General features: G+C 36.0%; 21 protein-coding genes and 1 pseudogene. 5 read left to right on the top strand and 17 right to left on the bottom strand.

Features of this window, described 5'->3' with window-relative positions:
- Positions 1-642: 642 nt before the first annotated feature.
- The 4 genes from KHA94_RS19510 to KHA94_RS26720 all read right to left on the bottom strand — a co-directional run bounded on the left by KHA94_RS19510 (position 643) and on the right by KHA94_RS26720 (position 5019).
- Positions 643-2208 (bottom strand): N-acyl homoserine lactonase family protein, encoded by a 1566-nt coding sequence (locus KHA94_RS19510; RefSeq protein ID WP_213103768.1) that lies wholly within the window; start codon positions 2206-2208, stop codon positions 643-645.
- A gap of 19 nt (positions 2209-2227) precedes the next feature.
- Complete coding sequence (locus KHA94_RS19505; RefSeq protein ID WP_213103767.1) at positions 2228-2911, bottom strand: TetR/AcrR family transcriptional regulator; 684 nt, start codon at positions 2909-2911, stop codon at positions 2228-2230.
- Between the two features lie 233 nt (positions 2912-3144).
- Entirely contained in the window at positions 3145-4602 is a 1458-nt protein-coding gene (gene cls, locus KHA94_RS19500) for a cardiolipin synthase (RefSeq protein ID WP_213103766.1), read from the bottom strand.
- A gap of 342 nt (positions 4603-4944) precedes the next feature.
- The gene (locus KHA94_RS26720; RefSeq protein WP_213103947.1) at positions 4945-5019 is read right to left on the bottom strand and encodes a DUF2196 domain-containing protein; all 75 of its coding nucleotides are present in this window, start codon (positions 5017-5019) and stop codon (positions 4945-4947) included.
- Positions 5020-5222: 203 nt separating this feature from the next.
- On the opposite strand from KHA94_RS26720, the gene KHA94_RS19490 reads away from it, so the two are divergent.
- Positions 5223-6083 carry a hypothetical protein gene (locus KHA94_RS19490; protein ID WP_213103765.1) on the top strand — a complete coding sequence of 287 codons (861 nt, stop codon included), beginning with the start codon at positions 5223-5225 and terminating at the stop codon, positions 6081-6083.
- A gap of 110 nt (positions 6084-6193) precedes the next feature.
- On the opposite strand, the gene KHA94_RS19485 is transcribed toward KHA94_RS19490, so the two are convergent.
- Both KHA94_RS19485 and KHA94_RS26715 read right to left on the bottom strand, forming a co-directional pair.
- Entirely contained in the window at positions 6194-7681 is a 1488-nt protein-coding gene (locus tag KHA94_RS19485) for a carboxylesterase/lipase family protein (protein ID WP_213103764.1), read from the bottom strand.
- 316 nt (positions 7682-7997) lie between these two features.
- Positions 7998-8066 (bottom strand): PLP-dependent transferase, encoded by a 69-nt coding sequence (locus KHA94_RS26715; RefSeq protein ID WP_213103946.1) that lies wholly within the window; start codon positions 8064-8066, stop codon positions 7998-8000.
- 72 nt (positions 8067-8138) lie between these two features.
- On the opposite strand from KHA94_RS26715, the gene KHA94_RS19475 reads away from it, so the two are divergent.
- Positions 8139-8351 carry a restriction endonuclease gene (locus tag KHA94_RS19475; protein WP_213103945.1) on the top strand — a complete coding sequence of 71 codons (213 nt, stop codon included), beginning with the start codon at positions 8139-8141 and terminating at the stop codon, positions 8349-8351.
- Positions 8352-8719: 368 nt separating this feature from the next.
- Here KHA94_RS19475 and KHA94_RS19470 read toward each other — a convergent pair whose 3' ends face one another.
- Positions 8720-10651, bottom strand: coding sequence for a DUF2075 domain-containing protein (locus tag KHA94_RS19470; protein ID WP_213103763.1), 1932 nt, complete (start codon positions 10649-10651; stop codon positions 8720-8722).
- 1311 nt (positions 10652-11962) lie between these two features.
- On the opposite strand from KHA94_RS19470, the pseudogene KHA94_RS26710 reads away from it, so the two are divergent.
- Positions 11963-12085: pseudogene (locus tag KHA94_RS26710) on the top strand (excalibur calcium-binding domain-containing protein); the annotation flags it as partial.
- A 261-nt stretch (positions 12086-12346) separates the two neighbouring features.
- Here KHA94_RS26710 and KHA94_RS19460 read toward each other — a convergent pair.
- On the bottom strand, positions 12347-12493 hold the full coding sequence (locus KHA94_RS19460) for a hypothetical protein (protein ID WP_213103761.1): 147 nt from the start codon (positions 12491-12493) through the stop codon (positions 12347-12349).
- Between the two features lie 588 nt (positions 12494-13081).
- Here KHA94_RS19460 and KHA94_RS19455 point away from each other — a divergent pair.
- Complete coding sequence (locus KHA94_RS19455) at positions 13082-15565, top strand: LamG-like jellyroll fold domain-containing protein (protein ID WP_338030826.1); 2484 nt, start codon at positions 13082-13084, stop codon at positions 15563-15565.
- A gap of 1173 nt (positions 15566-16738) precedes the next feature.
- Here the strand turns inward: KHA94_RS19455 and KHA94_RS19450 are convergent.
- Both KHA94_RS19450 and KHA94_RS19445 read right to left on the bottom strand, forming a co-directional pair.
- Positions 16739-17587 (bottom strand): IS3 family transposase, encoded by an 849-nt coding sequence (locus KHA94_RS19450; protein ID WP_213103760.1) that lies wholly within the window; start codon positions 17585-17587, stop codon positions 16739-16741.
- Positions 17588-17613: 26 nt separating this feature from the next.
- Positions 17614-17916, bottom strand: coding sequence for a helix-turn-helix domain-containing protein (locus KHA94_RS19445; RefSeq protein WP_213101633.1), 303 nt, complete (start codon positions 17914-17916; stop codon positions 17614-17616).
- A 196-nt stretch (positions 17917-18112) separates the two neighbouring features.
- On the opposite strand from KHA94_RS19445, the gene KHA94_RS26320 reads away from it, so the two are divergent.
- Positions 18113-18349 carry an integrase core domain-containing protein gene (locus KHA94_RS26320; protein ID WP_420828178.1) on the top strand — a complete coding sequence of 79 codons (237 nt, stop codon included), beginning with the start codon at positions 18113-18115 and terminating at the stop codon, positions 18347-18349.
- A 210-nt stretch (positions 18350-18559) separates the two neighbouring features.
- On the opposite strand, the gene KHA94_RS19435 is transcribed toward KHA94_RS26320, so the two are convergent.
- The 7 genes from KHA94_RS19435 to KHA94_RS19405 all read right to left on the bottom strand — a co-directional run bounded on the left by KHA94_RS19435 (position 18560) and on the right by KHA94_RS19405 (position 25215).
- Positions 18560-19210, bottom strand: a complete 651-nt coding sequence (locus tag KHA94_RS19435) for a bifunctional 4-hydroxy-2-oxoglutarate aldolase/2-dehydro-3-deoxy-phosphogluconate aldolase (protein ID WP_213103759.1) — start codon at positions 19208-19210, stop codon at positions 18560-18562.
- Positions 19211-19232: 22 nt separating this feature from the next.
- Positions 19233-20186 carry a sugar kinase gene (locus KHA94_RS19430; protein ID WP_213103758.1) on the bottom strand — a complete coding sequence of 318 codons (954 nt, stop codon included), beginning with the start codon at positions 20184-20186 and terminating at the stop codon, positions 19233-19235.
- Positions 20187-20581: 395 nt separating this feature from the next.
- Positions 20582-22054 carry a tripartite tricarboxylate transporter permease gene (locus KHA94_RS19425; protein ID WP_213103757.1) on the bottom strand — a complete coding sequence of 491 codons (1473 nt, stop codon included), beginning with the start codon at positions 22052-22054 and terminating at the stop codon, positions 20582-20584.
- Between the two features lie 11 nt (positions 22055-22065).
- On the bottom strand, positions 22066-22518 hold the full coding sequence (locus tag KHA94_RS19420) for a tripartite tricarboxylate transporter TctB family protein (RefSeq protein ID WP_213103756.1): 453 nt from the start codon (positions 22516-22518) through the stop codon (positions 22066-22068).
- Positions 22519-22588: 70 nt separating this feature from the next.
- Positions 22589-23533 (bottom strand): tripartite tricarboxylate transporter substrate binding protein, encoded by a 945-nt coding sequence (locus KHA94_RS19415; RefSeq protein WP_213103755.1) that lies wholly within the window; start codon positions 23531-23533, stop codon positions 22589-22591.
- A gap of 24 nt (positions 23534-23557) precedes the next feature.
- Positions 23558-24265, bottom strand: a complete 708-nt coding sequence (locus KHA94_RS19410; RefSeq protein WP_213103754.1) for a GntR family transcriptional regulator — start codon at positions 24263-24265, stop codon at positions 23558-23560.
- Between the two features lie 284 nt (positions 24266-24549).
- Positions 24550-25215, bottom strand: coding sequence for an RraA family protein (locus KHA94_RS19405; protein WP_213103753.1), 666 nt, complete (start codon positions 25213-25215; stop codon positions 24550-24552).
- Between the last annotated feature and the right edge of the window lie 231 nt (positions 25216-25446).

Genomic DNA, 25446 nt, shown 5'->3' with positions numbered 1-25446 from the left:
CAGAAAAATTAGAATTACTAATGGGTTATGGCATTCCCTTCGACATTTTCTTTATCATTTGATCGATTTTAGGCACACAAAAAGAGGGTAGAATCGTCCCCCCTCTTAACGCATGTTTATATACCGGTTAAAGGTTTCTTAAAAATAGGCAGACTAATCCCGATTACTCTACGCACAGGTAGAGCCTTTAATAACTATTAAATTAGTTAAATAAAGGTGCAAATCGGAACTTCATTTTTAAGGAACCCTCCAATCATCCAGATAAAAAAATGGTATCATATGGGAGTAAATTAAACAATGTGTCTTTTGTCGGCTTTTTAAACAATTCAATAGTTTACCTGTATATAATCCTGTATTTTGGAAAAATAACCCCATTGTTATATTTTTTTAGGTCCATTAGTTCTAATTGAATCTGCTTTGTACTCGAACCAAAAAGTGAAATACCTTCTATAAATAATTGTTATTCTTCATCAACCTGTTCATTAAATTTGACTAGTGTTTTACAACATTCTGGCCCTAAAATGAAAATGAGCGCTTATCCTGTTCCAGGATTGCGCCCTATATTGGTAATTAAGTAAATTAAAATGCCCCTTTATATAACAAATTCAAACCCCGTCGGTTTTTGGAATGGCCCTTTATTGCTTATTTGAATTCTACGTTGCCTGTTTCCTTATCGCCCGATGCAGGTATATAATAAGGCATATTGCCCGGCTTTAATTTCCATTTATCGTCGAAAATCTTGGATCTATAGTCTCTTATATTCTGCAGCTCTTCCTCTGAGAAACGGCCATCTATAAGAAACTTCTCAATGTAATCACTCTGATAATCAGTATAATCATGGGCAAATAACATAACTGTGTCAGGCTTGGCATCGACTAATTTCTGTAGATTACGGGTTGCCTCCAGCTGTTTTTCTTCCTCTACACTACCTAAAGTCAGCTGTCTCACCTCTTCAATTGACATATGATTTAAGGTGTATGGAGTATCTCCCATGAATAAAAGATCATATCCCTCCGTCTGTACCAAAACAGCAGTGTGTCCTGGGGAGTGGCCGGGAGTAGGGAGAAGTATAACACTTCCATCACCAAAGTAATCCAGGCTTTTTGAAAAGCTCTTAAATTCACCAGAATCATAGGTAAACAGCTCGAGATCATCCTTTACTAAATCAAAGGAATATGGGTAAATTGAGGTTCCCTTTTCCCAATCCTCCTTGCTTATTACAGCTTTGGAATTGGGTAGGTTTCGCAGCCCGCCTGCATGGTCATCATGAGAGTGCGTCATAAATACCGTTTTTATATCCTCAAGCTTATAGCCCAGTCTCTCCACCTGAACTTGAAGCTCCTGCTCCGTAGTAAGTCTGTATTCATTTTTCACCGTCAGCAGACGTGAAACCATGTAATTGTGGTTATAGAACCCATCATGTTCATTTGCCTGTTCCCAGTTAATGGCTGCATCAACCATCATAAGACCATGGTCGGGGTGGTCTATAAGATATGTGTATAACGGTATAGTAATAGTATTTTCATCCACAAGTGTCTTAAAATATCCTGTCAATCCTACCCAGCCATCAAAACCCCCGTAGAATTGCCCATAGGCGAGAATTGTATCTCCCACGTGAAGGGGATAAACCTTAACCTTGCCATCTATTGCGGGCGTTTTAATAGTTGCAGATTGAATGGCCTGTAGACGCTTCTCCTCGGCCTGCTTAAAAAGGCTTGTAAGATAATTTTCAACCATTGGCACCGAAATAAACATTAAGACTAGCAATATGATAGCCGGTACACCGAGTAAGCTTAGTCGGCTGCATTTACTTTTTTTCGCAAAAGATTTCGACAAGGATTCAGGTCTCTTAAAGTCTATAACCATAAGAAGAAAAGCGATAACTGAGAGAATCCCCAAAATTACTGGTAAATCCTGAATATAGAATATAACTGCTGCATAAAAAATAATAAACAACACTGCTGAAGGTATACCAAAGAACTTCAGCACTCTCTTTCTGCTTTTCTCCCCTTTGGCGAGGAATTTGAAAATACCCGGCCAAAGAAGTCCAGTATTCACCGCAAGTGACATGATGACATAAAAGGTTAGCAATATGGGGTTTATCCCCTTCATATAGAATACGATAGACATAATGGCTAACAGCCATAGAGATAATATCAATAGTAGACCTTTTCCAATGTTTTTGAGTATTTTTAAGGTTATTGACAAAGTTGTCATCTCCTCTAGTTTATATAAACCAATGATTGATTGTTTCATAATCAATTAGACTAAGAGTAGATTCAGGTATTCCCAATACCTTCTCTATGGAATCAGTATACGCTGCAAGTATGTTTTTCATTTGGTCAATGCTGTTTCTGTCCTGCCCATCGGTTAGAATCAGCATAGATAATCTATCCCATAGGCTTTGTATCAGAGACAGCATAACTTCACCTGCGTAATCAGGAAAGGAAGGTTTAAATGTCCCTTCATGAATCCCTTGTAAAATAATCGAAGACAGTAGAGGTGAAATGCGTTCAGTTGAATAGGTGAGCATCTTCTGACGAACAATTGCATTATCATCGCTGTACCATACCCTCATTAGACTTATCAAATAATCCTTTTGTCCAACCTTCCACTTTCCTGCCACTGCGAAGTAATTAATCAACTTCTCTATGGCCGATAGGCCCTCATCCCTAACTATTGGGGTTATCTGCTCCACTCCCTGATCCATTAAGCGCTCAACGAGTACCTCCAACATAGCCTGCTTTGATGGAAAATAATGAAAAAAAGTACCCTTAGAAATGCCTAGTTCAGTCAGTATATCCTGAATTGCCATCTGCTCGTAGCCCTTTGTATAAACAAACTTTTGAGCAGCATTGAGAATTTCATTGCGCTTTGCATTATATTCCTCTTGCTTTAAAATCCTTGCCATAGTATCACTCCTTTTAATAAACCAACCGTCGGTATATTAATTTTACATAATATTCAACCTATGTCAATCGCTTATAAAATATATCTTTTCGAACAATGCCTGTCACTCCTCGAAAAATGTCGAACTAACCAGATTTTTCGACAAAATCCGGGTGGTGACACAGGCACTATTTCTTAAAACAAACCTTAACACATTTGTGTCAAGGTTTATATTCCGAAATTGTTTATACTAACTTACAAAATAGGCGAGAGTAGGCGGGAGACGGCTTCTTTACATTTGATAATAGTGGATCGTTCTTTATATCGTTCAAGTGTAAGTTTTGAACTTGCTTCACTGTCCTTAAGAAATAAATTTTGAAGTTGTGCAGAAATTTGCTCATCATATACAATGGCGTTTACTTCAAAATTTAATCTAAAGCTGCGCGTATCAATGTTGGTTGTACCTACCGAAGCCACTTCCTCGTCAACAACAATCGTTTTAGCGTGTAAAAACCCATTCTCATATAGCAGTATTTTAGCCCCGTATCTCAAAAGTTCTCCAGCATGCGCCCAAGAAGCCCAATAGACAAAAGGGTGATCAGGTTTATTAGGAATCATAATACGTACATCAACCCCAGAGAGCAACGCTATTTTACAAGCATCCATAAAACTAGTATCAGGAATGAAATAAGGGGTTTGTATATATACACTTTTTTTGGCAGACATAATTAACTTTACATACATATTTTTGAGGTGTTCTATTTTTGAGTTAGGTCCGCTAGCAATGATTTGAGCAATGCTACTCCCGTCATGCAATCCCTTTTGAAATGAAAAATCCCTACGATCTACCTTTTTTTGCTTTCTTGCTTGGTTCCAGTCTAAAATAAATCTCCCTTGAATATGATTGACGGCCCCTCCCTTCAATCTGAAATGAGTGTCCCGCCAATAGCCAAATTTTTCATCCTTCCCTAGATATTCATTACCGATATTAAATCCTCCGATATAGGCAATTTCACCATCGATGATACAAAGCTTCCTATGATTTCTATTGTTAACACGGAAGTTAATTAATTTAAAGAAAGAAGGGAAGAAAACCTCAACTTCCCCATTATAGGAAAGAAGTTCTTTAAAAAACGAAGGAGTCATCTTCTTAGAACCAATTTCATCATAAAGGATACGGACTTTGACTCCTTCCTTTGCTTTTTTAGTAAGTTCATCTCTCAGTTTTTCCCCTAGGGAATCTCGTTGGATGATGTAGTATTCAATATTAATTTCTTTTTTGGCTTGTCTGATATCGTTAAACAAAGCATCAAATTTATCATTCCCATCATGAAAAATGACAACTTCATTATCTTGTGTCACTAATGCATTGGATGATTGTAAGTTCATTTTAATTAACTGGGAGTACTTCTGTAACATCCTATTGTTTTTTTGAAGCTCCTTATTCCGTATCTGCTCCAATTGTTCATTAACTGAAGATTGAAGATAGCTTCTCTCTTCATCAGACAGTTTATAGAAATTTTTCCGCTTTAATTGACGGCCTAGGAAGACATAAACGAAAAATCCAATAATAGGTAGAAAGAGCAACACCATTAGCCATGCCCACGTTGAGCCAATATCTCTTCTTTCGAAAAAAATAACAACTACTGCTAACAAGATATTCAAAACCACTATTATGACAACAAGTAGTGGAACCAAGTTATTTAATTCCAAACAAAACCAACCCCCGTTCAATTTATATTTATTAGATTATTTTAACCTTTCACAAGTAACTTCATTACCTTTTCAGATTAATATGAAAAGGTGCACCAAATCAAGGAAAATGGAAGTTGAAAAGACCACCAAAAAGCCTTGAAAGGAGCACCTATTTAGTGTTTATGCAACGTATGGATTTGGAAAAGTAAGTGAATATGATAAAGTGATAGAACAGTTTGATGATCTTTTGAAATACTTCTAAATAAAGTGAAACTTCAATTAGTGGGGGTGTTACAGCCCGTTAATCTGCGATAAAATAAGCATTCTAGGAATTGTCCTATGAATGCTTTTACACTTCTTTTATTTAGCGTGAATTTCTTGGACGCGTCCACTCTGTCCATCTTTTAACCTGACTTTAATACCTTGAGGATATATTAAAAATTCATTGCTAGTCTAAGTGGCCTTCTTTTGAGAATTAAGGACCTTCACGCTCAAATGAATTATCAGAATTATTAGTGCATAATACATCTTAATAATCTATACTATAGGTAACCTTCACTATTCATCTCGTTTATTCCCCTCTCTGTTGCAAATTCCCTGTTTTTACAACTTAACAAGAAAGAAGGATGATTTATTTCATGAGAAGATTAATATTATGTAATTGTGGCAGCGGAAAGGATCAAGTAATTTGCTGTGGACCTATTCCGCAAGTAAAGGTAAGAAAATTCCCCATTAACTGCGAACAGGAACGCAAGGAAGTCCTCCAAAATATTCAAATCAGCTCACAATTTAACATGAGGTATCGAGGGTTGTTTGAATACTATGGAAAGGATCTAATAGCGTATAAACGCGAAAAGCCTCGAGACCAAAACAGAAATGAATTTCTTCGAATCATCTCTATATTTATGAGTTTTTACTTAGAAGATACCTGCCCCACCTCTTGGGAAAACTGCCAGCCATCATTTTGGGAAGAACTTATGATTACGATTTTCCCTCTTCATATGCATGTCACACCCCAGAAAAAAGAAGTTGAAAAATTCCTCCATGAACTAAAAAAATTTGTTCGCTGGCTTGACAGGAGAGTCGGTACTTCCTGGTCCCTCACTATTGAAAATCACATCAATAAATATCATGATGAACTAAAAATGTGTGAAGTATTGCTAAATACTCACTTCTTACTCCATTTTCCTCAAATCCACAAATCCGACAACTGGGATCCCCTACAAAATATAAAAAAATTAAAAGAGGATAGCAGTGAATTTAACAATACGATAAATAGTATTTTTAAGATTTGCAGCACGCATGAAAATACAACTGTATTAAAAGATATTTCGGATGATCGAGATTTTTATGTAATAGGACTTGATTGTAATCAGACTATGGAAGGGATTCTACTAGATTGTTCAATTGGAAAAAAAGATAGTGATATCTATTGGCATTGGCTTTTTACGGAAGGGGTATATCCTGGAAATACAAGTAAATACATTTCATTTGATTGATTCTATAATAAAAACACAGGCATATTGATTAACCATTTTTCACTATTACTGTTAAAGTGGGAATTGGATTTCCACTGAAATAATTTTTAGGCAAAACGACCAATTGGATACTACTTCCAAACTACAAAATTTCTCGAATCGCTACTAATTGTTTGCCATACTTCTGAATTTTGACGATAGAGGTTAGGATCCCCTGTTTCTATAAAACCTTTTATCGAACTTACAATCTCCGAATGAAGTAATTCACGGCTTTCTTCATTGTCCTTTGACCAGACAAACCGACCTAAATTCGGAACATCGCTTAAGAAGTTCCCAAATGTAAAAATTACATCCAATCCATGAAAAGTACCAAATATCTTCCTCCATGGTAGCGGTAGCTGATCCCATGTAAACTTGTATTGGTAAATTGGCTTTGGAATATCAGCAATCCTTCGCATGAGCTTGTTATCAAACCAATAGAAAAGGGATTTATTAAATAATGTACATTTCAATTTATAAGACAGGTACGATGGATTCTTTAAGAAATCACGCCTGTTAAAATTTTTTTCATTATGATTAAATAGCTCCCACAATTCCTTCTGCCCTTTGTAACCATAGACAAGTAAAAGACTGGCTTCATTAAGCACAGTGCCAATCATCATTGGAACTGCATTTGCTACTTGTAGCTCTTTCTCATTCCCGAAAGGTAATACTATCCCATCGCAAATATGGGAAATCTGCTTCACTCCTGCTCCTGCTTTTATTAGTTTATCTGTTGTTTGGCCTAACAAATACTGGCGAATACCCTCCGCTCCCATACTACGCTTATATTGCTCTGCCAATTTAGATGAATCAATTAATCCATCTTGCAATAACAATACAGTAATCAAAGCCTCCGCAGCTTCTTCGGCCTTCTCTATCGAACGAAGTTGCGGATATCCTGACATCGCAATCGCCTTGTGAAACAATCCGGTTGCCATTTGTGAATGAATAAGCCCCCATACATTCATACATCCAGCAGAATGCCCTTGAATGGTGACATTACCTGCATCCCCGCCAAAATTTCCAATGTTGCGCTGTACCCACTCTAAACCTTTTATTAAATCGAGTGTCACATAATTACCTGAATCATTCGCAGCATCGCCTGTATGCAGAGCTTGATGATAAAACGCCCCTAGGAATCCCAAACGATAATTAACCGTCACAACTACCACATTCGCTTCTTCTGCAATCCGAGAAGCTTCATAAATTGGATCGCTAGCAGTTCCCCGCGTGTTACTTCCCCCATGGATAAAAACTAAAACAGGCCGTTTGTCGCTAGCATCTCTAACTGGCGTCCACACATTTAAATAAAGGCTATCTTCAGACCCAACAAGTTTCCCATACATACTTGTATCTGGAGTTCCATAAATTGTTCCAGATTGTGCAGATGGCTCCTTAAAAGCCTTTACCTCCAATACCCCTTCCCAGGGTTCCACATCTTGTGGCTTCTTCCATCGTAACTCTCCAACCGGTGGTGCAGCATAGGGAATCCCCAAATACTTATCCACTTTCGCTAATCGTATTCCTTCAATCCATCCTGCCATCGTTTCCATTAAAGGTCTTTCTTTTATCTGCATTCAATCGCCCCATTCACTCCGAATATGTGTTAGTTAAAGTGAAATCATTTTGTTTATTATATATTTAACCAAAAATTCAGACAACTACAATTCTACTATTTAACTAACTATATAAGAAGCCAATTATTAATGGTAATTGTCTTTTTGTTTTGTCGTTATAGATATGCTATTACGCTTCTAATTATGAAAATCAAAGAATAGAAGGACACCACCAATTAGCTGTAACTAATCGAAGTGTCCTGAATAACGGATAAATTGATCTATTAATCTCAGAATATAAACGAAACAAGAAAATATAAAATCCCAGCCCCAAAACCTACACTAATGCTTGTGTTAAATCCTTTAATAAATCTTCCACATCTTCAATCCCAACCGAAATTCGGATAGAACAGTGCCTGTCACTCCTCGAAAAATGTCTAACTAATCAAGTTTTCATCAAAATCCAGGTGGTGACACTATTTCAAAGCAGAATGCTACGAAAGGATATGTTGCGACTACATCTAATTTTACTGAAAATGCCCGTTTATATGCAGAAGGTATAAATATTGGTTTGATAACTGGAACTGATTTAGTGGAAATGTGGCTGAATTATACTAACCCAGTTTCAGAAAATATTATAATGAATTCAGTCAACAACCATACGACTAATAAACTTGAAATGCCGATTTAAGAACTGCACCCTAACCGAGTTAGGGTGCAGGCTTTTTTACTTGTGTGGAAAGATTGATACTTGTATACAATCTTATAACCGCTATAGTTAATCATTTTCTTTCCCACACTTAAACATTTTCTACTATATCTAAATCTGTTTTAAGAAGTATTCACACACTTTACTCGAAGAAGTCTAACCGCTTTTCACTATTGCCCTATTATCCTCAATTTCGTGCTTAACTGTTCATTTTTTCAGGTGTAATAAACAAGAAAAAGGACGAGCATTATGTTCTCATCCTTTTTCTTATTGGCTGAAAGATTCTTGAGCCAAACAGATTACTTTTTTCATTCTTATCTGTTTCACTTGCTGTGCCAATGTTTGCCCTATTAGTATTCTGTTTGGTCCTCTGCAACTTTCCTTTCCCATTTTGGTGATAAATCTTGATATAAGCTAGTCTTTTGTAAACGCTGCTTAAAGTAATGATTTAACTTTGGATTTGTGCAAAAGATAAAGCATCCCTTTTGTCCGCGGGTCATCAGTGTACGGTAGGTGTTTCGAATGATTTGGTCTGCAACAGCTTGTGCTTTTTCTGGATTGTCCCTCGCCATTTTCTTTATCCCTTTTAAAGATTGATCAGTCTTTGCACGTTTTGTATAGTCTGATATGACCTCACCATTTTCAAAGCGTAAATCATCACCTATGATCACACCTACATAATCAAATTCTAGTCCTTGTGAAGTATGAATACATCCCGCTTCTTTAACAGAATTTTGATCAATTGCCCAAATACCATTTGATAAATTCCAGCTTATTCCAAAATCAAATTCTGGAATGACAATATCTTTATACATGGTGTTAGTCCGCTCTCCAGAGGGCCACTCCCAACAGTATCCAGCTAGCATACGTGATTTATTATTTTTCTTGTTTAATGTTTCAATCTCTTGTAGCAACTCATGTGGATTGTCGAACACACGAAAATCATAATCGACACCATAATCATGAGTGTTAGCCGTTTCCCTTATCTGAAGCACATCATCCAACCAGGCAATATAGGCATCTGATCCATCACAGCGGAATTGAGATATTAATTTCCCTGAGATTATTTCAGCATCAAACTCTTTAGAAAATTTTTCAATTAAATCAATACTTCCTATATCCTTTAATGTGACCCTCTGATTTTCATCTATGAAAAAGATGGTGAACTTTCCTGCCTTAATTAATTCCTTTATTTGATTTTCTCCCTGATTTCCATAAAAGCCCGATTTTTCATTTAATCGATGTGCTTCGTCAACAATAATAACATCGAACTCATTCAATTCTGCGTTAGTAAAACTCCCAGACCCTTTAAATAAGTTATCAATTTCCGTCTTTCTCACTTCACCTTTTAATTTGGAAGCGTACACATCTCTAGGTGCAGAATTTTTTGAAACATAAAGCGTCATTAATCCTTTATTTATTAGATTGACTAATAGATTTATTGCCATCACAGATTTACCTGTACCTGGACCACCTTCAATAACCATTACTTGTTTCTTCTCATTTTTTACACACTCTAATGCAAGATGAAAGGCATCTTCATAATATACTTTTTGTTCATCTATCATGAGAAATTCTTGGTTGCCATTTAACATATTTATAAGGGAATCCTGCAACGACTTTGAAGGACGAATTCGACCATGTTCAATTTGGTAAATTAAGTTATTCTGATCACCTTGCCGGACATATTTTTTTATAAAATCCCTTAATTTTTGAATTTCCCCTTTTGTAAATATAGGCGCTTTTAATAAATGATCCTTGTAATGTTCGTCAGTTAAAGGGTCGTTTTCCGTTTTCCTGTAATTATGTAAATATGCACATGGCTGCAGTTGTATTTGCTGCTCTTGAACATTTTCATTAAAATCCTTTATTAAAGAAGCATATGTCCAGGCCTGATAAGAAGGATGTGGTCGCTCACGTAGGCTTCTACCTAAATATGTTTTAACAAGTCCATCTTTATTCGTTATTTTCTCCACCTCAGACCATTGCTTCAGTTCAACAATGACAACATGATCCTGCTTTCCATCATTACCTGTAACGATAAAATCAACCCGCCTTGATGTATTCGGAATTTTAAACTCAATGGCGACCCCAGCATCATTAGGAATCTCTTCATCTTGCATGACATTTGACATTCGTTGGAGAGAATTCTCCCAAGATAATATTTCCTGTTTAGAAGTACGGCCTATTTTTTCCTGATATGAATTATATAAACGTTCAACCAATAACTCATTAGTAACATCTGAAACAAATTCAGATTTGGTTGCTTCATAAATAATCAATTTCCCCACAACTCCCAATAACTTTAATCACTATCTTCTGAACCCAATCCTAAATTGATATGATGGCAGTCTTTTATATACCTTTTTTCCTATTTTACCATTTTCTAAAATATTCTTGCTGTTTGTATCTTATAAAAATTTTCCCTTCCCTATACTAATCTATTAAGGGTTACAGAAACCCCAATACCGTCCCAACATTTTTCTAAACTCCATAAATTAAGGTGCCAGTCTCCCACAGTATTAAATAATTACTGCACTGGAGCCTGACACCTAATATAAAAGTTTTCCCTACTTATTTTCACCTGGAAACAAAACCGCTATAATAACGATGTTATTATCAAATTGTTTAAAATAAATTTGAAACTTCTTAATAAATATAATCTGCAATTAAATCTTCTTTTTTTGTTAAATCACAATTGCCAATAATTGACTTTAAGGTCTTTGTTGAAGGGTCCGTGTTTATACCTCCATTTATTGAGACAGTTATAGTAAGAAGAAAGCACTAATTTTAATCCTTATACTTCCTACAAATTTTAACTCACATATTTAAGAAAGTGCAAATTTCTGTCTATTTTTTAACATTAACACCAATTAAATATTGATAACTTTTGTCAAACATTTTAATATGATTCTAAAGGAGGGAATTTATCCTATAAAAAAGTAAATCTTATACTTTTAACAATTATCGGTATGTTCTTTATAAATAAAACTAACTTAAATCAATAAGAGGTTTTGATGTTGGAACATATTTATAATCTAGTATTTTAAGGAGACTAAATAAAGATGACAGCAGTATTTCTAATAGGATTTCTACTATTTTTATTTTCATTGATTTATATTCTCTTTCACTTCCTAAGGAAAATTAAGGATAGAAATAGAATTCTCTCAAAAAAAATCTTTTTTTCAACCTTTGTCGGAGGATTACTTTTGTTCATTATTGGCGGGACGAATATGGACACCGGAGTACAAAACGAGTTAAATGAATCTTTAGCAACTATCGAAAAATTAAGTACAGAAAATAATGATCTCCACTCAGAAGTTAAAAAGCTTAAATCAGAAAACGAACAGTTTTCAAAGCAAAATGGAAAACTAAGTGAGGAAGTAAAAGATTTATCAACTAAGGTTACAGCAGCTGAAAGTGCAGAGGCTGATAAAACAAATCTTAGCAAACAAATCACAGAGTTGGAATCTAAAAACAAATCGCTAGAAAATGAGGTAAATAGCTTAAAGGATCAGCTTGCTAGTAAGAATACATCAACAGCTAGTTCTAATACAAATGAATCATCCACTAGCACAACTTCTAGTGGAGAGAGCGAATACTTTTCAAATTGTACTGAACTTAGAAAAGTTTATCCAAATGGTGTTTCATCTGATCATCCAGCCTATCAATCTAAAATGGACAGAGATAAAGATAATTATGCTTGTGAAAGATAAGAATTGCCCTTTTTGGGCTCTCCTTTTTGTGTAAAAAATAAATTGTCGGTCTGATTAATTGAACAAGCCTTTATGTACGAAGTAATAACCAACGCAGTGAAATTAGGCAGACCGACATTTACATACAAGGTTGCAAGCAGATGGCTCATGAATTTTTTCCAAGAAAATCAGGTAGAATCATTTTTATCCGAGGCCGAGAAAAGTAGTAGGTGAATCTCCACTTCTTTATCGTGTACCCACCCACTTTTCACAATTGCCTCACTACCCTCTATTTGTTGTCATTTCATACTTAGCTTCCTTTTTCATTAACCATGGCTTAGATAACCAGCGCCTTAGTGCAAAAATTCCACGAATCCATTCATCAAACCCTTGAGCTACCCAAATTCCAAGTAACCCTAATCCAAACATTAAAACACAACTGGTAATTCAATTAATCCACGCAACAAATAAGTTGGACGCCATTTCAACGTTTCAGCATCTGTCTTCAGATGTAGATTAGGCATTCTGCGCAGTAAAGTGAGAAGGCCAATCATTATTTCGGCCTAAGAATATGGCTAATATAATAATGAATGCTCCTGTTTCTATTAGCAGCCACTCATTATTTATAAATACTATACGGGAGTGGTGCCGTAGAAAAGGGGGCATTTTAAAATGTAGGTAGTCATTTACCTTATTCTACATTTAAAATATTAAGGCCCTTTATAGTTGCCTACAACATTTACTATAATTTTACTGTGAGGAAATATAAATATAATAGTTATACATTACAATACATTAAAGAGCCTGTTCAAAAATCACCATTTCAGTTTAATGAGAGCAGCAGTAGGAGAAAATCAAGGTTCAATATTGGGAACGAAAGGGGGATTTCCGTGACGAAAAATCTCCTCTCATCCCGATCGATGGGAGGATGCCCGGCTACGGTGCTTTTTTTTTACTCAATTTTACGAGCGATTTGAACAGGATCTTAAAATACATAAAATATGGAGGTTTTCTGTAGTGAAAAGAATTTTATCCTTTACCCTTATATTAACGATGATATTCGTAATGTTATCGCCCACCGCAGACGCAGAAACTGCCACGGATTTAAAGGGCAATAATATCGTATCGGTCGAAATCGATAATATGCAGCCGGTTTACGGTCAAAAGATCACCGCCAATGTTATCACGAGTAATGGTTCAATGGGCAACAATCTAACATTTCAATGGCAAGTACAGGAATCACGTATGAGCGATAAATATATTAATGTAAAATCGGGTGGTACATCCAACAGCTACAAAGTAACGTTAAATGATATTGGTAAAAAATTGCGCGTTGTAGTTGGTTTAAAATCAAATGGTGAAAGTAAAACTTCATTGCCCACGAACGCAGTATTAAATGCCAACCCCCTTATTGCATCGATTAAATTCGATAATAATTTAAAGGACGATGCAAATAAAGAGAATTTGACAGCAAATGGGGATTATAGTTTTGTAAACGGTGTATTGCCCGGGACCAAAGCTCTGCACTTAGAAAGTGGAAACGGCAATTATGTCAGTACGAAGCATAGCTTGAATTTTGGTAATGACAGTTTTACCGTATCTTTCTGGTATAAGGGCGACACTAACAAGAATCAGGTCATATTATCAAACAAGGATTTTAGTAACGGCTCTAACGCAGGCTGGGCGATTTACACATCAGCCAATTCGGTCAACATGAATTTAGGATTCCCGACCGCAAAAGAAAAGAACATTTCCTTTGGGCGCAACACGTTTGATGCTTCCGATTGGCGTTACGTGACATATGTTGTAGATAGAAATAAAATGCTCGCGTCGTTGTATATCGATGGTTACGAAATGGCTGAAACTACGCTGAAGCTCGGAACTTTAGATACATCGAACCCATTAAATATAGGTTCCGACGGATTGGGCAACCTCGGAGGTAATTCATTCGATATCGCTGATCTGATGATTTGGGAAGGCGCATTTAGCAGTGATGTAGTTCAAGCTAATTATAATAGTTACGCTGTAAATAAAGTAGATATGAACGCGCTTAACGACACAATATCAGAAGCAAAAAAAATAATAACAGGCGGTCTCGGCAACGGCTTCAGCAAAACCGATTTTGATTATTTGAAAAAGGTTTTGAATACGGCAAATACGGTTGCAAAAAAGCAAAAAGAAAAATTATATACACAGGAAACCATTAATTATTACGAACGTGAACTAAACAACGCCATATTCATCTATCAAAAAAGCAATAAAACATTAACTCCCGCCGATTTAAATATGATTGTGGACAGCGACCCGGAAATCAGTAATAATCCCGCTTCAATCGCGCGCGTGGAGGCAGGTTTCAGAAAAGAACTGAGCTTATTCCCGCAGGCCGATGTAATGTTGCTTACCGGCGACATTACCGGCGGTAACAATGCCATAGAATATCTGTGGATGAATGAGCTGACAGGCATATACAATAAACTTAAAAATGAGGGTTTATTTGACAATACGGAGTTTTATATGATTAGAGGCAACCATGATATGGGCGGCGCCGAAAAATTAATACCTGTCGGTTCGGCGGGCGCGTGGAACGAATCTACGCAATCGTACGATAACAATTTCTTTAACGATTCTTATAGGGTAAAGGTAAAAGGATATAATATTGTGGGTTTTGATGGAAATTATAACAACGACAATACGGTGGCAAAAACCAACAACTTCCTCGACGAAATTACAAAAGAAGAGGATTACGATCCAACAAAACCCATATTTGTAACTTCTCACTTCCCTATTAGTGGAACCACGTGGTCATCGGCATGGAGCAGCGCGGCAAGTAATAATGTTGGTAAATATATTGCCGACAATAATTTGTCGCAAGTGGTATATCTGTCAGGTCATACGCATTACGACCCGACAGACGAACGTTCTCTCTATCAAGGTGCGGCTACTTATCTCGAGGCTGGTTCAACGTCATATTCCAGTTATATTGATGGAGGTCCGTACGGCGGATATATGGAAGGCGCGTATATCAATTACAATACCACACCTCGCATCGCGAATTTCTTAGAGGTTTACGGTACAAAAATTATCATCAAACAGTATAATTTAAGTTCAGATGAATATGTAGGCATACCTTTTGTAGTAAACGTTGGCGAAGGCAAAGATGCCTTTACTTATAGCAAGAGCGATACAATAGAACTCATCGCTCCGCAGTTTGATGAGGGCATTACGATCAATTCCTTCAAAAACAACGAACTTACTTTTACAATGAAGCAAGCCAATGACAATGTGCGTGTGTTGGAATACAATGTTCAGCTTATCAACAAGCTTACCGGGGAAGTTGACAAATCGTTCAACAGTCTTTCGCTCCCGCTAGACAAGCCATTCGATAAACACAGGGAATACAAGATTACAGGTTTGTCGCCGAATACTCCATACACACTCCGAGTCTTCGCTGCGGATTCCATGTATAACCGTTCGTCGCAAGACATTGACATTACGCCTTAAGGTGTTAATTTAGAGAGCATCACTGCACCTGCTGGCAAAACAGGGGTGGCATTCGGAGCGGCGAAGACAGCAGACAATCTGAACAGCTTTGTGAATGAATTGAAGGCTCAAAGCGGAAGCATATCTCAAGCGAAGCGGCTGAATATTTGCTGCGAGAAGCTAAATATGTATTGACACAAAAGTAGAGCGATTCAAGTGTTTGAAACCCTTTAACTTTAATCTGGAAATATTCCACAATATTGAAATGACTTACAATTATTATTGTAAATTATTTGATTCTATGTAAATAATATCGATAAGCAGAAACAGAGCTTCTTCAATTTCTAAACTTGTATAAATTAACATTTGTATAGAAGCAGGTTTTCCCTTTTCGGGAGCCTGCTTCTTCTGTTAGAAATGGATAAAGAGTATTGTTGTTGAAATTTCATATCAAAGAGTCTTGCTTAAAACACTGTTTATTCAAAAAAAGATGCCTGCCCCCAATATATTAATGGATTAACGCACTGGGGGCAGGCACCAGGAATTTATTAGAGGAAGGTTTCCTTTTCTGATACGATTATATCTAAAGAAACTGAAATAAACGACAAAGCCCCATACGGGATTACTCCTTATGGGGCTTTGTTATTTTTTAATAACTTACCGGAATAATTCCAGAATCTGTTCGATAGCATGCTAGCGGGTAAGCAGGAATCTCCTCATCCCAACGGTTTGGATTAACCTTTTCTACTTCAACTGTAGCTAAGCCGTAAAGTAAGGGCTTTTAATCCAAGATAATTTTGTTTGATTAAATGCCCGTTTGATTTTTATCCTAGATTTCCATCTCTTTTATTTCCTTTCGTTTCAAAAAAGATATCTAAAAAAAAATTCCTGACGTTACTAAAATTTGAGTAAACAGGAGAAGAGTCCCCACGTTTTTCCAATGGATATCGATATATTACACCTTAAAAGGATTGCCTCGTGCGGTAAGCCACATCCATATTTCCTGTTGTAACAATTGGAAAAAAGGAACTTGCAACTTGAGCGAAGGCGCAAATTCTCGGGGTATACCAGGTGCATTTATAAATAATATAAAGTTTAAAAAATTAATTGAGGAGGACTTGTATGCAACAGGATCAACATAGAACAGTGCCTGTGGTCAAGACCCCAAAATATAGACATTATCAAAATACGACATTATATCGCTTTTTGATAGTTTAAATAGTAACTTTTAGGAGAAATGAATCCAAGTTTATATTGGGTTCGTTTTTCATTGTAGTAACGGATATATTTATTTAAATCTTGTTGAAATGTTTGTAATTGAATTTTTGGATAGAAACAAGGAAATTCTGTTTTCAATTGAGAAAAGAAGCTTTCAATCACAGCGTTATCCCAACAGTTTGCCTTACGAGACATACTAGGTGTAAACTTCAAATTCTTGCTCAAGTTATAATAATTAAACGATCTATATACACTTCCTTGATCACTGTGTACGGTGACTCCTTCAAGCGTTTTTAATTTTCGTTTCTTTCGAGCTGATTCAATGGTAGCTTTAATAAGCTCTTGATTAGGGCTAGAGCTAACTTCTAGGGCAAGAACTTCCTTATTAAATAGATCCATCAAGGCTGATATATAAAGTTTTTCTTGTTCAACTTGAATTTCTGTCATATCCGTAACCCATTTTTGGTTGGGGTGACTGGCATGAAAATCTCGTTCTAAAAGATTTTTATACACATATCCGGCAGCCTGGCCTTTTGTTTCTTGCGTTGTTTTAGGCCGTCTTACTAATGCTTTAATATTTGCTTCCCTCATAATACGAGCTACTCTTTTATGATTTGCAATAGTCCCCTTATCTTTTAAATATTTTGCAATTCTTTTGGCTCCATACGTGCCTTTATGAAGAGTGTATGCCCGTTTTATCTTAGTTAAGAGCTTACGATCCTTGTTTGAGACTTGCTTTTTAGGTCTACTAAGATAAGCATAATATCCACTTTTTGAAACCCCTAATACACGACAAAGAAGAACAACTGGATAATCCTTTCTCAAAAAAGAAATAGCTTCGAATTTCTTGCTTATTCGTTCTCTTTGAGAAAGGCCTGGAACTTTTTTAATATCTCATTCTCCAATTCTTTTTCTTTTAGTTTTTTCTCTAACTCCTTAACTTTTTTATTACTATTTTTAGATTGAGGGGTACTATGAGAATGTGGATTTTCTAAGCCCTTTTCTCCTCTTTCCTTATATGCATTAACCCAACGATTAACAGTATCACGGTGTAAATTTAGTCCTCTAGCAGCCTCTATTACTGATTTCTCCCCATCTATTATCTGAAGTACAGCTTTTAACTTAGTTTCGACACTTGTATGTTTTCTTGTCATTTTGTATGTCCCCCAATAATGTAGATATGTCGTATCTTTATCTATCCTATATGTCCATTATAAGGGGGGCAACCACTGTCACTCCTCGAAAAATGTCGAACTAACCAGGTTTTTCGACAAAATCCGGATGGTGACAGTGGTTGCCCCCCTAGGAAGTGTATATAGATCGTTTAACTATTATAACTTGAGCAAGAGTTTGAAGTTTACACCTAGTATGTCTCGTAAGGCAAACTCTTGGGATAACGCTGCGATTGAAAGCTTCTTTTCTCAACTGACAACAGAATTCCATTGTTTCTATCCAAAAATTCAATTACAAACATTTCAACAAGATTTAAATAAATATATCCGTTACTACAATGAAAAACGAACCCAATATAAACCTGGATTCGTTTCTCCTAAAAGTTACTATTTAAACTATCAAAAAGCGATATAATGTCGTATTTTGATAATGTCTATATTTTGGGGTCTTGACCACAGGCGCTATTTCAAAGATATGGATAATTGGGGAAACGTACGAACCTTCCCCTTGTTTCCTTTGTAAATGATAAGAAGTAAGAGCCGTGTGTATTAAGGGCGAACGTTTCTGTGAAGGAAAGGAGTCCACCCCAAGTGGAAAGACCCCAACCTACTTGACCCTTATTCATTACAGTTTTTCATTTTCAGAAGCTTCATGATAGGCTTGTACATATTGTTTTGTTTTTTTTAAGAGTGTTTCATAGTCTGCCTGCGTATTCAATTTCTTGACGTTGACGAGATTACTTCCTATACCTATACCAGAAGCCCCGTTATTCACATATTCAGAAACATTATCTAAATTTATACCACCCGTGACCATTAAAGGAATTTGAGGTAAAGGACCATGAATATTTTTCACATAACTAGGCCCAAATGCATTAATAGGAAAAATTTTCACCATATCTGCCCCGTTCTCGTAGGCCGTTACAATTTCTGTTGGGGTTAATGCGCCCTGAATACATACTACACCGTAGCGTTTAACAAGTCGGATTGTATCAATATTTACCGTGGGAGAAACAACGAAGTGAGCTCCGGCAGAAATAACCATCCTTGCCGTTTCAGGGTCAAGAACTGTCCCAGCTCCCACCAATATTTTATCTCCCATATTGTCTACTGTTTTTTCAATTATAGGTACTAATTGCGGAGTTTCTGCTGTAATCTCAACTACTTTTATGCCACCTTCATATAATGCTTCACAAATTGGAATAACATTTTCCATTGTCGATTCCCGAATTACAGCTATAAGTCCCTCTTTCAATAGTGTAGATAATATTGTCACTATTAACAGCCCCTATTCATTATTATCTATCTATAAATTCTTTTTCACCCATTCGAATTAGGACATCATCAAAATAAGGTAGTCCTTCATTATCTCCAATTACACCAACAACAATGGAACCAATAGTATTGGCAAATAATAGGGTTCTTTCAAGTGACCAGTTATTAAGAATACCGTAAATAAATCCCGCATCAAATCCATCACCAGCGCCTACCGTATCTACAACCAATTTAGCCTTTACTGGGGGTGCGTCAATAAGCTCTCCATGAAAATAACCAATAGATCCAGCGTCTCCTTGTTTTATTGCGATGTAAGTAACGCCTAATTGAGTACTTTTTTTGATTATTTCTTTTGTATTTATTGTGCCGAATAAAATCTCTGCTTCTTCAATACTTGTCAATAAAATGTCTACATACGGAAGAATTTGTAATAAGGCTGATTGAACTTCATCTCTTTTCCATAACCTTAGACGAATATTTGGATCAAAAGAAATAAGAACCTTATTTTTTTTCGCAATTTGAAGAGCTTTTAATATCAAAGGAATGTTCTTCTCCTTATTAACAGCTAGAAAAACACCTGTGATATGAAGTACCTTCGTATTTCTTATATAATTTTCATCTATTGTCTCTTCAGTTAATGTATCTGTAGGGGAATTCGTACGATAATAAAATGATCTTCCACTACCATCTTCCAAAACTTCTTTAAAATAAAGAGAAGTAGCAAAGCCGTCTACTAGCTTTACTTGGCTTGTATCAATTCCCTCACCCCGAATAACATTCAGGGCATATTGACCAAATTCATCATTTCCTAATCTGCTAATCCAGCCTGTTTTTAGGCCCAATCGTGCACAGCCGATTGCAAAATTAAGCTCTGCACCGCCAATCTTTCGCTCAAAAGTATTTACAAATTTCATTGGACCCTTTGATCTTGGATTAAATGTAATAAGAACATCACCAATTGTCACTACTTCATTCATGACCAAACACCTCCCTCTATAAATGTTGATTTATCAACGGTTTGGCCGTTGTTTGGGGTGTCAAAAAAATATTTTTCGACACGTTTTTTAACGTTACTTTCACATAATTCAATATATTCCAATATTTAAGCATGCTTCTCGGTCACTACTAGAAAAAGATCGTAAGTAGTGATAGGGAATTATGCGATGCACAATGGATCTCAATTAGGGGGCATTTCGCGCTACCATTTTGACACCCAGGAACATACCAAGAGGGCTCTTTTTGTTCAAGTCCCCAAAAATCTTACTAACAGAAATGCTCCTTATACCTAATGATGTCGAATATGTAATGGAGAGGATGTTGAAATCTTCTGCTTTCTATACTATTTGCCGAAATCATAGAAGTATTTGTTCATCTACTTCTTTCTATCTTTTATATATTTCATATAAGAAGAAGAAACTGTAATAATTGCCAGTAATAAAAATATTACAGTGATAGGTCTATCATAAAGGAATGAAAGGCTTTTCTCATTCAACATAGCTGCTCTACGGAAATTTTCTTCTGCCATCGGTCCTAAAATAATCGCTAATACTATAGGCGATGTAGGGATATCCATTTTCCTCATAAAATAACCAAGTACACCGAAGCCTAACATAACGTAGACATCGAACATACTGTTATTAATGGCGAATGCACCTACAGTAGTTAAAACTAAAATGATTGGCATTAATATCTTTGTGTCAGTCTGTAGAACTTTTGCAAAGACTTTGATTGTTGAAAGTCCCAAAACAAGCATGAAAATATTTGCTACGATCATAGCTGCAAATATGCCATAAACTAGTTCACCGTTATCCATAAAGAGCTTAGGTCCCGGCTGAAGACCATGAATGAGAAAAGCACCTAATAATACAGCGGCAGCAGCATCACCTGGAATTCCTAAAGTAAGCAGCGGGATCATAGTCCCACCCGTTACTCCGTTATTTCCTGCTTCAGGTGCCGCAACACCTTTAAGATTTCCTTTTCCAAATTCATCTTTATTTTTAGACCATCTTTTAGCTTCATTGTAACTAACAAATGCTGCAATATCCGCACCAGCACCAGGAATCGCACCAATAAAGGTTCCGATAAAGGAAGATCTTAAAATGGTACCAATTAACCCTTTACCTTCTCTTAACGTAATAATTGTATTATCCAGTTTCACTTTTATTTTTTCTTCAATATTATTTTTTTCTACAATAGAACCTAATATCTCCGCTACACCGAACAATCCAATTAAGGCAGGTATTAAAGAAAATCCACCCATTAACTGTGTAGTTCCAAAAGTAAAACGTGGGTATGCGGTAAGTGGATCCATTCCCACCATTGCAATAAGTAATCCCAAACATGCTGCAATTAGACCTTTTATAGGTGAATTACCAGATACGCTTGCTATAATACTTAACCCAAAAACTGCTAACGCAAAGAACTCTGCGGCACTAAATTTTAGTGCAAAATCAGCTAGGATTGGAGAAAAGAAAATTAGGCAAGTAACGCTTACTATTCCACCGGAAAAAGATGCGATTGTAGCAGTACTAATTGCCTTACCAATCTTTCCTTGTTTTCTAAGAGGGTACCCATCCAGCACAGTAGCTGCAGCGGCGGGGGTTCCGGGGATGCTAAGTAGAATTGCTGTAACAGACCCACCATACATTCCTCCGATAAATACAGAAACCATTAGTGCAATAGAGGAGACTGGTGATAATCCGAATGAAAATGGAAGTAACAAAGCGATTGTCATCGTTGCAGTGAGACCTGGTAAAGATCCTACGACAATGCCCAATAATACTCCAGCAAATATGATGAAGATAACGTCAATTGATAATATTGCTCGGAAACCTTCAATAACCATATTTTACCTCCTTACCAAAAACCGCTAGGCAATTGGACATTTAATAATGTATTAAAACAGTAGTAAATTATGCCAGTAGCAAGTATTGGTACCGGTATCGTAATGCTCCATTTTTTTTTGTTTAATAATCTGAGTGATACAAACATAAATAAGATAGTAGCTAAGATAAAACCAATTGACACTAAAAGGAGATTATAAATAATTAGTAATAGAATTACTGAACCAACTTTTACTAATTCATATTTTTCAAACAGTTCTCCTATTGTTTGATTTAGTTTTCTGTCTGATGCTGTTGTAACAATAAGGGTTATCGATAGCAAAATTATTATTATTGAAACTAATTTAGGGAAAAATGAAGGACCTAAATCTACTTGAGTAGAAACTTTGAAACTATTAGCCGTAATAAAAAATACAGTTGCTAAGACAAGCATTATTAAACCCAGAATATAATTCATTAATCTCATCTTGAAATCCCCTTAGTACTGAATAGGATAAATAGTAAAAAGCTGATTTTTATCTAGTAAAATATTATTCCTATTGATTTTTAAATATAGGTGTCAAATTATTAATATCATTATCAATCATCTCTTTGAATTCTTCGGGACCACGGTAGTCAATTCCGAGAAATGAACTATTCATAAAGTCTACGAATTTATCACTATTCACTGCTTTTTTTAGTGCCTTTTCTAAAGTATTAACGATTTCATCAGGTGTATCAGGTGGAACAGCAATTCCTCGATAAGTTCCAGACGTGACATTTATGCCTTTTTCAATTAAAGTTGGTACATCGTGAAAACCAGAAAAGCGATCCTCAGCCATAACTGCTAATGCCTTTAAATTACCACCTTCTATGTGAGCTTTTACCTCTCCAGGACTATATAGACCAAAATCTACCCCTCCGGACAGAATTTCTGTAATTGCTGGAGCTGCACCTTGATAGGGTATTGTTTGGAATTCAACATCCGTAGCAAGTGCAAATTGAGATGAGTAAGTATTTGGAACTGCCGAAGCTCCAAATTTTAGTTTTCCAGGATTTTCTTTCATAGTGTTCAATAAATCTTCAATGGTGTTAATTTCAGAATCAGCAGAAACAACAAATACAGCAGGGTCATAGTTTACGTTCGAAATGTATCTAAAATCCTCAGTTTTAAAAGGTGCAGTTCCCAATAACGGTAAAGTTACTACCTCGCGTGTAACCATTGTTAATGTGTAACCATCTGCCTTGGCATTTAGACCTTCATTCATTCCAAGGGCTCCTGACCCTCCATCTTTATTTACCACAACTACATCTTGATTCAACTCTTCTTTTAATGTTTCAGCTAATACACGCCCCACAGCATCTGTTCCTCCCCCAGCAGCAAAAGGAACTATGATACTAATCGGCTTATTTGGGTAATCGCTTCTTTCTTTTTTATCAGAACAAGCTGATAATAATAGGACCAAAACGATTAAGAGAAAGAATAATAAATTATTTTTCATAAAAAAGCCTCCCTAATCAATATTTCATTTTTTATTTTTCTCTTTCATTCTCCACCAAACTTCTTTTATATGAGAATCAAATACATCTAAAATAATCTCTTCATTCCCGTTTTTTAATGCATCGATTAATTCGAGATGCGTGTCAGCTACTATTTTTAAATTAGGGTAATATAACTGATTGGTTGTTACAATAAATCGCATCACTTTAATCTTGAGATTTTTCCAAACTCGTAAAATCTCCGTGTTTCCACTGCGTTCATAAAAAAACTGATGAAATTCCATATCTAATTCGATTAGTCTGAGAAGATCTTCATTTTCTGCTGAGTTACGCATCTCATGATAGATAGATTCCAAGTGGTGGATATCATCGGGTAATCTTTTTTCGAGATACACCCTCATTACATAATTTTCCATTAATTCCCTTAATACGTATACATCCTCAATTTCTTTTTGTTCAATTTTTGAAATGATTGATCCTTTATTCTTTATGCCGATAAGTAATCCCTCTTGTTTTAGCCTTTCAAAGGCCTCTCGTACTGGTGCTTGACTTACTTCAAATTCTTTAGCAACTTCTAATACTAATAACCTTGTATTAGGTGTATAAATACCTGTTAGTATTTTTTTTCTAATTTCATAATAAATATACTCACTTCTAGAGCTTTTATAGTTTCCCATTGAAACCAAATCTATCCCTCTCTCTATAATTATATTAATGCTTAATATTTGACTCATCACCAAAACCTATGCCTGACAACATTCATAGTAAGTGGTCAGGAATTTCCGTTACGGGCGGACGCTTTCCGCGGGCATGGCTTGCGCCTCCTTGCACTACAATCCTACTTATAAAATATAGAGGATCAGGTGTTCCTCTATATAACTATATCCACTTTCCCTTCAAAAAGTAGATTAAAGCCAAGAAAATATTTCGGTTAAAAGACTAATATTTACTATTATATTTTATAATTTAAAGATTTGGTTCATTTCAAATTTGGGAAGCGTATAATTTCAACTTTCTATTACAGTATCTCGTACTTTTTAAATACTTCAGAAATTTTTACTCCCTTTAACAATTCTTCACGAACCATATTTTCACCACTCACTTTTTTAAGGGCTTTTTCAATTACTTCTGCTTCCAAAGCCGCTGGAACTACTACAATTCCGTCAATATCAGCAATAATTAGATCCCCAGGATTAACGGTTACGCCACCGCAACTGATGCTGACATCATATTCAATTACTTCATTTCTTCCATAGGAGTCTGTAGGGCGAAATCCGCGAGTAAATACAGGAAAGCCCATCTTTTTCAGTTGTCGAGCATCTCTAATCAGACCATCTATAATTGCTCCACGACCTCCTGCAACACTGGTAGCTGTAGCTAATAATTCTCCATAAAATCCAGAACGATTGGAAGCTCCAGTAGATGCTATAAAAATATCACCTTGTTCTATACTGTCTAATGCTTCAATCAATTTTACATACGGTTCTTTGGGCTCCCTATTTACTTCAGATGCTTGGATTGTTTTAGCTCTCCCCACCAGTACTTTATCCGAATTTATTGGACGTATTCCAGGGTCCGCTGTTTGGTTACGATAACCCAATGAATCCAATACATCATTCACTACTGCCGTATATAGTTTTTTTTCCAAGTCATCAAAATACGCTTTCGAATTATTTTTTAACATCTAAATTCCACTCCTCTTTATCATTATCGATAATATTATCGATAATACAGAATATACAGTCAATTTTATTTATAGTCAATACATTTTTTTAAATATATTTTTCGGGTGACAGTCAGAGCGACCGAACTTAGGAAAACACGGGGACGGTTCTTATGTTTCCGAGCTAATATGTGATAAACTAAATTCGTTGGAACAAGAGGATTAGAACTCCTTATCAACTTACAATCTCTT

Source organism: Cytobacillus citreus, from assembly GCF_018343665.1.
Taxonomy (GTDB): domain Bacteria; phylum Bacillota; class Bacilli; order Bacillales; family Cytobacillaceae; genus Cytobacillus; species Cytobacillus citreus.
Note: the sequence above shows the minus strand (reverse complement) of the source record. Positions and strands in the feature narration are given on the sequence as shown.